The organism is Aeromonas sp. XH (genome assembly GCF_033348475.1).
Classification (GTDB): Bacteria; Pseudomonadota; Gammaproteobacteria; order Enterobacterales; family Aeromonadaceae; genus Aeromonas; species Aeromonas sanarellii.
In genome coordinates, this window is record NZ_CP137630.1 from 33,347 (window position 1) to 45,560 (window position 12,214).

Annotated in this window: 13 protein-coding genes; 4 read left to right on the forward strand and 9 right to left on the reverse strand. The window is 63.3% G+C overall.

What is annotated here, in order from left to right; all coding sequences use genetic code 11:
* Positions 1 to 6 precede the first annotated feature (6 nt).
* The 4 genes from spoT to R2B70_RS00175 form a co-directional block, all read right to left on the reverse strand.
* A complete protein-coding gene (gene spoT, locus R2B70_RS00160; protein WP_042079042.1) occupies positions 7 to 2,124 on the reverse strand; it encodes a bifunctional GTP diphosphokinase/guanosine-3',5'-bis pyrophosphate 3'-pyrophosphohydrolase in 2,118 nt (705 codons plus the stop codon).
* 135 nt (positions 2,125 to 2,259) lie between these two features.
* Positions 2,260 to 2,535, reverse strand: a complete 276-nt coding sequence (gene rpoZ, locus R2B70_RS00165) for a DNA-directed RNA polymerase subunit omega (RefSeq protein ID WP_005307060.1) — start codon at positions 2,533 to 2,535, stop codon at positions 2,260 to 2,262.
* Positions 2,536 to 2,614: 79 nt separating this feature from the next.
* Entirely contained in the window at positions 2,615 to 3,241 is a 627-nt protein-coding gene (gmk, locus tag R2B70_RS00170) for a guanylate kinase (RefSeq protein ID WP_042079041.1), read from the reverse strand.
* Positions 3,242 to 3,496: 255 nt separating this feature from the next.
* Positions 3,497 to 4,609 carry a glycosyltransferase family 9 protein gene (locus R2B70_RS00175; RefSeq protein WP_318163383.1) on the reverse strand — a complete coding sequence of 371 codons (1,113 nt, stop codon included), beginning with the start codon at positions 4,607 to 4,609 and terminating at the stop codon, positions 3,497 to 3,499.
* Between the two features lie 127 nt (positions 4,610 to 4,736).
* Here R2B70_RS00175 and R2B70_RS00180 point away from each other — a divergent pair, with 127 nt between their 5' ends.
* The gene (locus R2B70_RS00180; RefSeq protein WP_209794827.1) at positions 4,737 to 5,450 is read left to right on the forward strand and encodes a 3-deoxy-D-manno-octulosonic acid kinase; all 714 of its coding nucleotides are present in this window, start codon (positions 4,737 to 4,739) and stop codon (positions 5,448 to 5,450) included.
* 238 nt (positions 5,451 to 5,688) lie between these two features.
* The gene (locus tag R2B70_RS00185; protein WP_318162345.1) at positions 5,689 to 6,552 is read left to right on the forward strand and encodes a sensor domain-containing diguanylate cyclase; all 864 of its coding nucleotides are present in this window, start codon (positions 5,689 to 5,691) and stop codon (positions 6,550 to 6,552) included.
* Between the two features lie 75 nt (positions 6,553 to 6,627).
* Here the strand turns inward: R2B70_RS00185 and R2B70_RS00190 are convergent, their stop codons facing one another.
* Entirely contained in the window at positions 6,628 to 7,482 is an 855-nt protein-coding gene (locus R2B70_RS00190; RefSeq protein ID WP_216991392.1) for a carboxylate/amino acid/amine transporter, read from the reverse strand.
* 42 nt (positions 7,483 to 7,524) lie between these two features.
* Between R2B70_RS00190 and R2B70_RS00195 the strand changes: the two genes are divergently transcribed.
* Positions 7,525 to 7,995 carry a DUF6314 family protein gene (locus R2B70_RS00195; RefSeq protein ID WP_042079099.1) on the forward strand — a complete coding sequence of 157 codons (471 nt, stop codon included), beginning with the start codon at positions 7,525 to 7,527 and terminating at the stop codon, positions 7,993 to 7,995.
* A gap of 106 nt (positions 7,996 to 8,101) precedes the next feature.
* On the opposite strand, the gene R2B70_RS00200 is transcribed toward R2B70_RS00195, so the two are convergent.
* Both R2B70_RS00200 and R2B70_RS00205 read right to left on the reverse strand, forming a co-directional pair.
* On the reverse strand, positions 8,102 to 8,263 hold the full coding sequence (locus tag R2B70_RS00200; RefSeq protein ID WP_084203067.1) for a hypothetical protein: 162 nt from the start codon (positions 8,261 to 8,263) through the stop codon (positions 8,102 to 8,104).
* Positions 8,248 to 9,147, reverse strand: a complete 900-nt coding sequence (locus R2B70_RS00205; protein ID WP_042079037.1) for a DMT family transporter — start codon at positions 9,145 to 9,147, stop codon at positions 8,248 to 8,250. The genes R2B70_RS00200 and R2B70_RS00205 overlap by 16 nt, the downstream gene beginning before the upstream one ends.
* 91 nt (positions 9,148 to 9,238) lie before the next feature.
* Here R2B70_RS00205 and R2B70_RS00210 point away from each other — a divergent pair, with 91 nt between their 5' ends.
* Positions 9,239 to 10,198 (forward strand): LysR family transcriptional regulator, encoded by a 960-nt coding sequence (locus tag R2B70_RS00210; protein ID WP_318162346.1) that lies wholly within the window; start codon positions 9,239 to 9,241, stop codon positions 10,196 to 10,198.
* Here R2B70_RS00210 and trpS read toward each other — a convergent pair.
* On the reverse strand, positions 10,177 to 11,190 hold the full coding sequence (gene trpS, locus R2B70_RS00215; RefSeq protein ID WP_318162347.1) for a tryptophan--tRNA ligase: 1,014 nt from the start codon (positions 11,188 to 11,190) through the stop codon (positions 10,177 to 10,179). The two genes, R2B70_RS00210 and trpS, sit on opposite strands and share 22 nt — an antisense overlap.
* 192 nt (positions 11,191 to 11,382) lie before the next feature.
* On the reverse strand, positions 11,383 to 11,817 hold the full coding sequence (locus R2B70_RS00220) for a universal stress protein (RefSeq protein ID WP_042079034.1): 435 nt from the start codon (positions 11,815 to 11,817) through the stop codon (positions 11,383 to 11,385).
* Between the last annotated feature and the right edge of the window lie 397 nt (positions 11,818 to 12,214).

The window sequence follows — 12,214 nt, forward strand, 5'->3', positions numbered from 1 at the left end:
CTGTGTTCAGTTCTTCTGTCGGCTCACCCTGAGCACGTTCGGCATCACCCGGATCTTGCGCATGATGTTGGCAAGGTGGATCCGGCTCTTGGTGGTGATGAGCAGGGTGACCACATAGACCCGGCCATCCTTCTCCTCGGTGCTGATGGCGTGGATGTTGGCGCCAGTGGCGGCAATCACGTTGGCCAGCTCCGCCAGGGCGCCCTGGTGGTTGACGATCTCGATGCTGATGCCGGTGCGGAACTCCTGTTCCTGCTCCTTGTCGACTTCCCACTGTACCGGCAGGTACTTGTCCGGTTCGCGGCTGTAGCCCTTGATGTTGCGGCAGGACTCCTGGTGGATCACCAGGCCCTTGCCCGGGCTGATGTGGGCGATGATGGCATCCCCCGGAATGGGGCGGCAGCAGTTCGCGAAGGTGACCAGCATGCCGTCGGCCCCCTTGATCGGCATCTTCTTGCTGGTGGATTTGGGCTGCTCTTCCGGCGGCAGTTCATCTCCCAGCATGCGGCGCGCCACCATGACGCTCATGGCGTTGCCAAGGCCCACGTCGGCCAGCAGCCCCTGCAGGTTCTCGTGTTTGGTGTCGGCCAGCACCTGCTTGACGCGGGCTTCCGGGATGTCTTCGATGTTCTTGGCGCCGAGCGCGTGGTTCAGCAGGCGGCGGCCCAGCACTACCGACTCCTCGGTGCGCAGGTTCTTGAGGAACTGACGGATCTTGGAGCGCGCTTTGGTGGTCACCACGAAGTTGAGCCAGGCCGCGTTGGGGCGGGCACCCGGCGCCGTGATGATTTCCACCGTCTGACCCGAGTGCAGCGGGCTGCTGAGCGGGTAGGGGTGGCGGTCGACCCGGGAGCCGACGCAGGCGTGACCGATGTCGGTGTGTACCGTGTAGGCGAAGTCCACCGGGGTGGCGCCGGCGGGCAGCTCCATGATGCGGCCCTCCGGGGTAAACACATAGATCTCGTCCGGGAACAGGTCGGTCTTGACCCCCTCGATGAATTCGAAAGAGCTGCCGGCACTCTGCTGCAGCTCCAGCAGGCTCTGCATCCAGCGCTGGGCGCGGATCTGCGCCGTGGTGCCCGAGCTGTCGCCATCCTGCTTGTAGGCCCAGTGGGCGGCGACCCCCTTGTCGGCCATCTGGTCCATGAACTCGGTGCGGATCTGCACCTCCACCGGCACACCGTGCGGCCCCACTAGGGAGGTGTGCAGGGACTGGTAGCCGTTGGTCTTGGGGATGGCGATGTAATCCTTGAAGCGACCGGGGCGCGGCTTGTAGAGGCTGTGCATCTGCCCAAGCACCCGGTAGCAGGTGTCTATGTCTTTCACTCTCACTCTGAAAGCATAGATATCCATCACTTCGTGGAATTGCAGCTCCTTCTTCTCCATCTTGTTGTAGATGGAGAACAGGTTCTTCTCGCGTCCACTCACCTGGGCATCGATACCGGCTTCCCGCAGACGCCCCTCAATCTCGCTCTGGATGGAGTCGATGATCTCGCGGCGGTTGCCGCGGGCGCGGCGCACCGATTCCCGCAGCACGCGGGAGCGCATGGGATAGAGCGCTTCGAAGCCGAGCTCTTCCAGCTCGTTCTTCATGGTGTGGATGCCGAGGCGGTTGGCGATGGGCGCGAAGATCTCGAGGGTCTCGCGGGCGATGCGGCGGCGCTTGTCCGGACGCAATGAGCCCAGGGTGCGCATGTTGTGGGTGCGGTCGGCGAGCTTGATCAGGATGACCCGGATGTCCTGGGTCATGGCCATCATCATCTTGCGGAAGTTCTCGACCTGGGCTTCCTTGCGATCGCGGAACTTCAGCTTGTCGAGCTTGGAGACGCCGGACACCAGTTCGGCGACCGCGTTGCCAAACAGCTCGGCCAGGTCGTCCTTGGTGACAGGGGTATCTTCGATGACGTCGTGCAGCACGGCGGCCATCAGGGTTTCGTGATCGAGGCGCATGTCGCCCAGGATGCGGGCCACGGCAACGGGGTGGGTGATGTAGGGTTCACCGCTGGAACGCATCTGTCCCTGGTGAGCGTCGCGGGCTACCACATAGGCTTGCCTGAGCTTCTCAACCTGCTCGGGTGGCAGGTAGGAACTGGCTATTTCTTTAAGGTTTTCAAATAAATACAAGACAGTCCCCGCAGCGGTTAAACGGCAATCCGTGAAATTGAGGGTATGCCCTCGAGTTTGCGAGGTTTTCGAGCGGTTGTAAATGGGGATAACAGCCGGCACCCGGGCGGGCGCCGACTATGGGAAACGACTGACTTAGCCGCGACCTTCGGCGATGGCGGCAACGGCAGCCAGCTCGGCGGCTTCCTGCTCTTGCTGCTCATAACGGTCCTGGGTATCCATCACCTGGTTGTTGACCAGACCCAGTTCGATCTCGCGCAGGGCGATCACGGTCGGCTTGTCGTTCTCTTCGTCGACCAGGGGATCCTTGCCTTGTACCGCGATTTGACGGGCGCGGCGCGCGGCGACCAGCACCAGGTCAAAACGGTTACCTACCTGTTTTACAGCATCTTCTACAGTAACGCGGGCCATGCGGGACTCCAGTGTTTGGGCTTTCTGTGATTGAAAAAGCGGTGTTTAAAAATGACGCAAAAGTTTACTTGTTTTTGGCTTACTCTGCCAGTAGCTGTTTCAGCAAGTTTTGCTGGGCCTGCTGTTGCTGGCGCAATTCCAGGCGTTGGCACTCTATGATGGCCCTGAGCTGGAACAGTGCCTGCTCAAAGTCTTCATTGATGATGACATAGTCATATTCGTCATAGTGCACCATTTCGGCAATGGCTTTCTCCATCCGGCCCCTGATCACCTCGGCACTGTCCTGGCCACGGCCGATCAGGCGGCGCTCCAGCTCCTCGCGGCTGGGGGGCAGGATGAAGATGGACTTGGTCGGCATCAGTTCGCGGATCTGGCGGGCCCCCTGCCAGTCGATGTCGAGGAAGACGTCGATCCCCTGAGCCAGGCAGGCCTCGATGGCGGCGCGGGAGGTGCCGTAGTAGTTGCCGAACACCTCGGCCCACTCCAGAAAGTCGCCGCGCTCGATCAGCTCCTTGAAGGTCTCCACCTGCACGAAGTGGTAGTGCACCCCGTGCTGTTCGCCGGGACGGCTGGCGCGGGTGGTGTGGGAGACCGACAGCTGCATCTTGCCTGCGCTGTTGTGTTTGGTCAGCAAGGCGTTGAGCAGGCTGGACTTACCTGCCCCGCTCGGGGAGGAGATGATGTAGAGAGTGCCTTGTTGCGCCATGTCTGTACCTTTAAACGATGAGCCGCGCTTTGGTTGTAGCAGAGGCCGCCGTCTTGTGCCCGACAGGGAGACGGTTGCTCGCAATACGCGGAAGAATCAGAGCCAGGAGGATGTAAAGGCGGCGAATGTTAGCAGATGGGGGCGGATAAAAAAACGGCCGGAATCATATTCCAGCCGATCAAAATATTCGTAGCTTGCTGCGGGAGCGTTACCCACATTGGCCGCCATTCTGCCTCCGGTGCCGGGGGAGGGCCATCAGATTATCCCTGCCTCAGGGCTCGGAATTTCCGAGTTGCCCCGGGCGGGCAGGAGATGGCGAGCGGCGCAGAGGCGGTCGAAAGCGGCGATGACGCTCTCGCGGGTTATCTTGCTCATGGCGTCCGGATCCTGGAGGCGGGTACGCCAGTCGAGCTCGGCCAGCGGCTTGCCGGTCTCCAGCTCGATCAGTTCCTGATAGACGCTGACCAGGTAATCGCGGCACAGGTAGGGGCCGGTGCGCGCCGGGTTGTGGTGGGCGTAGAGGCCGATCACCGGTGTCCCCACCAGGGTGGCCATGTGGGCCGGGCCGGTATCCGGGGCCAGCACCAGGCTGGCTTCGCTGATCAGCGCCAGCAGCTGCTTGAGGTTGGTCTGCCCCACCAGATCCACCGGTTTGCTGCGGCTCAGGCGCTGGATGTCGGCGGCGAGATCCCGCTCCAGCCTGGCCGGGCCGCCGCACAGATAGACCTGAAAGCCCTTGCCGGCCGCGTGATCCGCCAGGGCGGCATAGCCTTCGGCGGTCCAGTTCTTGAAGGGTTTGCTCGCGGCGGCGCAGATGAGCAGGGTCGGTTTGCCGCCGATCGTCTCCCTGGCCCAGACCTGGTGCTCGGCGCTAAGGGGGAGCTGCCAGTCCGGGGTCAGATCTTCGATGCCGAGCTCTTTGGCAAAGGCGAGAAAGCCGTCCAGCACGTGGGGGGAGGCTGGGGACGGTACTTTATGGTTGGTGAACAGCCACTGGCCGTCGTTGGCCCGCTCCTTGTCGAAGCCGAGTTTGACTTTGGCCTTGATGCCTAGGGTCGCGATGCTGGCTCGCAGGGCCGCCTGCAGATGGAGCAGTGCATCGAACCTGCGTCCCTTTAGGGTGCGCCAGAGATCGCGATAGCCACGCCAGCCCTTGCTCTTGTCGAAGGGGATGACCTCGACGCCGGGCAGATCGGCAAACAGCGTTGCCTCTATCTTGCCGGTGATCCAGGTGATGCGGGTCTCTGGCCACGCCCGCTGGATGACGCGCACCAGCGCCAGCGCGTGGCAGCAATCCCCGATGGCGGAGAGCCGCAGGATGCAGATGGAGGAGGGCGGCGTTTGGAACAGCGGCATGATGTGGCGCAACGATGGCAAAATGGATGGATGGCATTATGCAAACTCCCCTGCGGATTGTAAAATTGCGCCAGCTGCCCGACCGGCACAGTCCCCTGAAGGGGGGCCCTGCATCCCACTATCGACCGGAATTCTCATGATGCTGACACAGACCACCCACAACCAGATCTGCTGGTATGCCGACGGTGCCTTCCGCGATCCTTCCCCCTCCCTGTTCGATCCGGCCTGGTGGCAGACCCATCGTCAGGTGGTGGGTTCCTCCATCGGCCGCGGAGTGACCTGGTTCGTGAAGGATGAGTCGCGCCACCTGGTGCTGCGCCACTACTACCGTGGTGGCATGGTGGGCAAGCTGGTGCGGGATCGCTTCTGGTTCGAAGGGGTTGAGTCGAGCCGGGCCATGGCCGAGTACCGCCTGCTGGCCACCCTGAGCGAGCAGGGACTGCCGGTGCCGCGCCCGTTCGCGGCGCGCATGGTCAAACAGGGGCCCTTCTATCGGGCCGACATCCTGATCGAGCGCATCCGCGGTGCCAAGGATCTGGTGGCCCTGCTCAAGCAGGGGCCGATCGCCGGTGAGGTCTGGCACAAGATAGGCAAGACGGTGCGCCAGCTGCACGATGCCGGCGTCTATCACGCGGATCTCAACAGCCACAACCTGCTGCTCGACAAGGAGGGCAAGGTGTGGGTGATCGACTTCGACAAGGGGGCGATCCGCTCCCCAGGCAGCTGGCAGCAGGCCAATCTGGAGCGGTTGCTGCGCTCCTTCAACAAGGAGTCCCAGCTGCATACCAGTTTCCACTTCGTGCCGGAGAACTGGCATGAACTGATGAATGGCTATCAGGACAAGACGGACTGAACCCGGTCTCCACTTCGTGTCTGGAGGCTGGCAGGCACTGATAAAGGGCTATCAGGACAAGACGGACTGAGCCCGACCTCCACTTAGTGTCTGGAGGTTGGCAGGCTCTGATAACGGACTATGAGGGCCTGGAGGGGTGAGGAAGTGGTGCTGGCGCGGTTGCTCGGCGCCAGTGCCAATGTTACTTATTGAGAGTGTTTGATTGGTCAGATATTCGGATCCGGTGTCGAGGCGCGTGATGGAAAGGTATGAGACTCCCAGGGTTGAGGTCACCACTCCCCTTGAGGTGACGCTGATGGCACAAGCCATGGCGATGTTGGAGGCCGGGATCTGGACCTGGTCGGCCGAGCGCGGCCTGAGGCGCGATCCCTCTTGCCTGCAGCTGCTGGGGCTGGAGGCAAGCGAGCTGGATGATCTCGGCTGGCTGGACCGGGTGCACCCGGACGATGCCCCCCGCCTGGCCGAGGCCCTGGAGGCCTGTCAGGAGGGACGCAGCAGCGGGCTGCGGCTCGAATACCGCATCCTGCACCATCAGGGCCATTACATTCGGCTGGAGGAGCGGGTTCGTCGCGACGAGCGGGGGCAGTTGCTGGGAGTGGTGCGCCATCTGGATGCGGCCATGCCGCCCCTGGACGATCGCCATGACACGGATCCCCTCACCGGCCTCGAGAGTCGCAGCCACTTCGAGATGCTGCTGGACGAGCGGCTGGCCAGCGAGAGCGGCAGCTTCTGTCTGCTGCAATTCAGCGTGGATCACCGCAGCAAGATCCTGCAGCTGTTCGGGGAGGCCGCCTGCGACGCCATGCTGGCCAAGCTGGCCCGTATCGTGCGCCGCGAGCTGCGGCGGGAAGATCCCTTCGCCCGCTGGGACGAGGACGGCTTCATCCTGATGCTGTCCCAGACCGATCGCCTGAGCGGGCTGGAGATCGCCGAGCGGCTGCGCCTCGAAATCGCCGACGCCAGCCTGCTGCCCCAGCGCCCGGTGACCGTCAGCATCGGCCTGGTGCAGAGCCAGAGTGCCGAGCAGCTCGATCATCTGCTGGCCCGACTGGCCTCCTGCCACGGCCAGGCGAAGCGGGAACACAACACCGTCGTCGGCTGATCTTCAGTCAGCGCTCACTCACCCGCGAATACCTGTGGAACCAAAGAGGGCCAGCCTGGGCGGGCCCGTTTCCTGTCAACCTTCACTGACCCGGCGACGCTGGCAGACCCAGAGGGATGCCAGCATCAGCAGGGCACCCAGGGTGAGCCTGAGCAGGTCGGTATCCTTGCCCCAGAGCACCAGATTGACCAGCAGGCCCGCCGGGATCAGGGCGTTGTTCATGATGGCCAGCACGCCGCTGCTGACCAGGGTTGCCCCCTTGTTCCACAGGAAGTAACCGAGCCCGGATGCCCCCACCCCCAGCCAGATCAGAATGCCCCATTGCAGGTTGCTGGTCGGGTACTGGGGCTGGCCAAGCAGCCACCAGGCTGGCAGCGCGATCACCAGGGCCCCCAGATAGAAGCAGCCGAACACGGCGAGCTGGGGCGGCTGCTCGGCCTCCCGTGCCAGCAGCACCTTGTAGCCCACCTGGCCCAGGGCGAAGCAGACGTTGGCCCCCTGCACCACCAGGAATCCCAGCACATAGCTTTCGGTCAGACCGTCGAAGCGAATGACGGCCGCACCCAGCACCGCCAGCAGGGCCCCCCAGAGATAGGTCGGCTTGAAGCGGCCCTCCAGCAGATCGTGGGTCAGGGTCACGTAGATGGGGGTGAAGATGGTGAACACCAGCACTTCCGGTACCGTCAGCAGCAGGAAGGAGTGGTAGTAGAAGAGGTACATGATGCCAAGCTGGATGGCGCCGAGCGCCATCAGCTTGGCGACCAGATCGGGGCGCAGCCAGCGGCGGCGCAGGAAGGGCAGGAACACCAGGCTGGCGAGGACGATGCGGGTCAGCACGGAGAAGTAGGCATCCACCTGGCCGGCGAGGTAGACCCCGATCAGGCTGAAGGAGAAGGACCAGAGCAGGGTAACCCCTATCAAGTAGTTCATGTGATTGAAATGTCGTCAATTGTCAATTTGGAGGGCGCTATGATGGCCGAGTTGGAAGGCGCGATCCAGCGTTTATGGGAAGGCTTGCCACAGATCGGAGCATTTGCCTTCGAGGCGAGCAACGGGGCGGGCTCCGCCACCGACTGGTGCGGCCGCGGCGAGGGGGTTGTGACGGTGACCGATCACCAGGGAGGCTGGTTGTTTGCCGAGCGAGGCCACTACACCACCCCCCATGGCCGGGTGCTGGCCATGCACAACCGCTTCTGGTGGCAGCGTACCCCGAGGGGGATTCTGCTCTCCCACCTGCGCTACGAGCAGCCGGTGGCGCTGTTCGAGCTGCTGCCCCAAGCGGATGGCCGCTGGCTCACCGCCGAGCCCCACCTGTGTGGCCAGGATCACTACAGTGCCGAGCTGACCGAGACAGAGGGCGGCTTCCTGCTCGGCTGGCAGATCCGGGGGCCGCGCAAGAACGAGCGGCTGAGCTACCGCTACGGGCCCGGGGGGCAGGCATAAAAAAACCGGCGCAGGGCGCCGGTAGAAGGGACAAATCGGAGGTTTTTTCAAAACGGTCCCAAAAAACAGGAGAGACTCACTCTCGTCACACACGCAGAGAGGGTCTTCAGGCACTCAGCGCATAGTTCAGCATGGCTTGCAGCTTGCTGTCGAAGAACCAGGGCAGCAGCACCATCAGCAGACCCAGCACCCCGGCCAGACGGTGGCGATACTGCCAGCTGGCGATCAGCACCAGGCCGCCGCAGAGCGTGGTCAGGATGCCTGACATGGGGCGGCCTCCCGCTGGTTGCGGCGCTGCTGGGCCCACTGGTTGAGGGCGACCGAGCCCAGGATCAGCGCCAGTGCCACACCCGTGGTGGACTGGATCTGCTCGCCGAGGAACAGGGCCCCCAGCATGACGCCGAACAGCGGCACCAGGTAGTTGCTGAAGGAGGCGAAGGTCGGGCCCGCCTTCTGGATCAGCGCCATATAGAGGAAGTAGACCAGACCGGTGCAGAAGATCCCCAGCATGGCGACGGCGCCCATGGCCTGCTGGCTCGGCAGGGTGAAGGCGCTCAGGTCCGCGACGAAGGGTGCGGCCAGCAGCAGCTGCGCGGCGGACGAGATCAGGATGTTGCGCGCCACCACCACGGGGTGATCCTTGGCGAAGCGCTTGATCATCAGCAGGCCGATGGCGAAGCAGCTGGCCCCGAACAGGATGGCCATGGCGCCGAGCAGACCGGCATTCATGCCGCTGGCCAGCTTCGGCCAGAACAGCACCAGCACGCCGACGAAACCGATGAGCACGGAGACGAGGCCACCCTTGGTGATTCTTTCACCAGAAATAAACAAGGGGGCCGCCAAAATGGTCACAAAGGGGATACAACCCATGACCACGGCGGCGATGGCGCTGTCCACGTACTGCTGGCCCCAGGCCACCATGATGAAGGGGAGGGTGGCGTCGAGCAGGGCGATCAGCATGTAGGTGCGCCAGGGGGTGTGTTCGCTCTTGAGGCGCATGAACAGGCAGAGCAGGCCCAGGGTCAGGCTGCCGCACAGGGCGCGGCCGGCCGCCACCAGGATGGGGGGCAGTTCCGCCACGGCCTGGTGCATGAAGATGAACTGGGAGCCCCACAACAGGCCGATCGCCAGCAACAACAGATAGCTACGCATTTGAATCTCCGATGTAATTCGCCTGCGCATTCTATGCAATCTGCTACTATGCCAAAAATGAATTGTCATCATTCAACTATGGCTAATATCGATGGAACTGCCCCTCTCCCGCCTCGACCTCAACCTGCTCACCGTGTTCGACATGCTGATGCAGGAGCGCAACGTCACCCGTGCCGCCGAACGGCTGCACCTCTCCCAGTCCACCGTCAGCCACGCCCTGGGACGCTTGCGCCAGGCGCTGGATGACCCCCTGTTCGTGATGAGCCGGCGCGAGATGATGCCGACCGAGCGGGCCAAGGCGCTGGCGGGACCGGTACGCCAGGCGCTGGCCATGCTGGAGCAGGGGCTGCGGCAGGCCAAGGACTTCAATCCCGCCAGCGCCCAGCGGGTGTTTCGCATCGCCACCCCGGGGTCGGTGGAGCACGGCCTGGTCCCGACGCTGGTGGAGTGCATGGTGCAGCTGGCGCCCCACTGCCGTCTGGAAGTGTGCGAGCTGGCGGACAGCGACTACGAGCGGGAGCTGGAGAAGGGGGAGTTGGATCTGGTGATCGGGTTCGCCGGCGCCAACCATCTCTCCCCCCGGCTGTGGCGGGAGGAGTGGTTCAGCAATCCCCTGGTGTGCCTGTCGCCGCTTGGCAGCGCGCTGCCCGAGGCGCTGGGGCCGGACGATCTGGTCAGCCGGCCCCACATCCACACCTCCAGCTGGGGCCACAGCCAGGCCATGGTGGATCTCTGGCTGGGGCGCTTCGGGGTGGAGCGGGAATTGGGTGTCCGACTGCCGAGCTTCATGGCGGTGCCGCCCCTGATGGCGACCGGACGCTACCTGGTGGTGGTGCCCGAGATGATAGGGCGCCACTTCTGCCGCCATTATCCGCTGCGCCTCCATCCGCTGGATCCCGCCATCCCCATCGTCTATCTGATGGCGGGCCACCCGCTCAGTGCCCACGACGAGGCGATCCGCTGGTTCAAGAGCCTGCTGCACGGCCTCGCCTTCGAGCGCTACGGCGAGGCCGCACTGGGCACGCCGGCTCAGCGCAGCCCGGCAAAGTAGTCCAGCCCCATGGCTCCCTTCACCTCGGCCAGCACCTCGTCGGTGAGGGCCCGGGCCTGCAGCGTGCCCCGGTGCAGCAGCGCCAGCAGCTGGCCCTTGTCGGCGATGGCGGCCTGGCGCCGCTCCCGCATGGGGGCGAGCAGACTCTGCAGGCAGTCGTTCAGCTCCTGCTTGCAGCGCATGTCGCCGAGGCCGCCGCGCCTGTAGTGCGCCTTCATCTCGGCCACCAGGGCCTTGTCCGGGTGGAAGGCATCCAGATAGGCGAACACCGTATTGCCCTCCACCCGACCCGGGTCGCTCACCTTGAGGTGCTCGGGGTCCGTGTACATGGCGAACACCGCCTGTTTGATCTCGTCCCTCGACATGCCGAGCTCTATGGTGTTGCCGAGGGACTTGGACATCTTGGCCTTGCCGTCGATGCCGGGCAGGCGGCCGGTGTCGCTCAGTATGGGCTGGCACTCGGTCAGCACCTCCTTGCCCACCAGGGCGTTGAAGCGGCGCACTATCTCGTTGGTCTGCTCCAGCATGGGCAGCTGATCCTCCCCCACGGGCACATGGGTGGCGCGAAATGCCGTGATGTCGGCGGCCTGGCTGACCGGGTAGACCAGGAAGCCGGCGGGCAGGCTGCGCTCGAACCCTTTCTGCTGGATCTCCGCCTTCACCGTGGGATTGCGCTCCAGCCGGGCGACGCTGACCAGGTTCAGGTAGTAGCAGGTGAGCTCGGCGAGGGCGGGCAGGGCGCTCTGCAGGCAGAAGGTGGTCCTGGCCGGGTCGAGGCCTGCCGCAAGGTAGTCGGCTATCACCTCCAGCACGTGATCGGTCACCTTGGCCGGGTTGTGGCCGTTGTCGGTCAGCGCCTGCAGATCGGCGATCATCACGAACTGGCGGTAATGGTGCTGGGCCGCCACGCGCTGGCGCAGGGAGCCGACATAGTGGCCGATGTGCAGTTTGCCGGTGGGACGATCGCCGGTCAGTATGATGGGGTTGTGCATGTCACTCTCTCCGGTTGGGGTGGGCCGGGAGGCGACACAGGGATGAAAACAATGACCGCCTCTCGGCGGTCACGGTGTTTTCTTTGGGAAAATTTACATAGAAAAGCAGCGCCGCCTGTTTAGAAGCGGCACCACCAGTTCTTGTGATTGAATGAGGTCATGTTCATGGCAAATCAAGCTACGCCTGTTTGATCACTTCTGCAAGGGCACGACCAGCAGATCGCAGGGCACGGTATTCATCAGCTGGCGGGCACTGGAGGTCAGCAGGCTCCAGAAGCTCTGACGATGGCCGCACACCAGCAGATCTATCTGGTAATCCTTGACCGCCTGGTTGACCCGCTCGCTGAGATCACCGCAGATCACCAGCTTCTTCTCGATGGGGTAGTCCACCGAGGCCAGGAAGGTTTCCAGCTTCTCCTTCGCCTCGGCGATCACCTGGTCCTGCACGTTGTCGATGTCGATGTCGATCATCTCGGTGTAGAGATCCTTGAGGTCCACATCCACATGGATCACCGACAGCTTGGCGCCGTTGGAGCGGGCCCGGTCGACCGCCTTCTCGATCACCTTGCGGTTGTCTTCCGACAGGTCGATCGCGGCCAGTACGTGTTTGTAATAGGTTCCATTCATGGGAGTTCTCCTCACTGATCCTGGGTCCACTATACCAATGTCTGCTGAAACTAAAACGGCGGCGTTGCCACAGTTTCAGGATTTGCATGGGCCCCGTACACCCGGGCTGCCGTGCCCGATGAAAAGGTAGTGTATATTTTGAACAGGAGTTTGAAGCCGATCACAGGCGGTCTATTGCCCCGACAGAGGGAGGGGCATAGGATGTGCCCGTGCTTCGCAATGAACACAAAACAACAAAAAGCATCTGAATACCGCTTTGGGGAGCCTCGCGCTCCCTTTTGTTTTTCTGCCCTTTTCCCGTCGATATTCCGCCCCATGTCAAGGTAATCCCCCGCCGCTTGGTTATGCTGTAGCCAGTTCCCTTGGCAAACCGTCGTGCGTCACCGGGCCCCGAGAG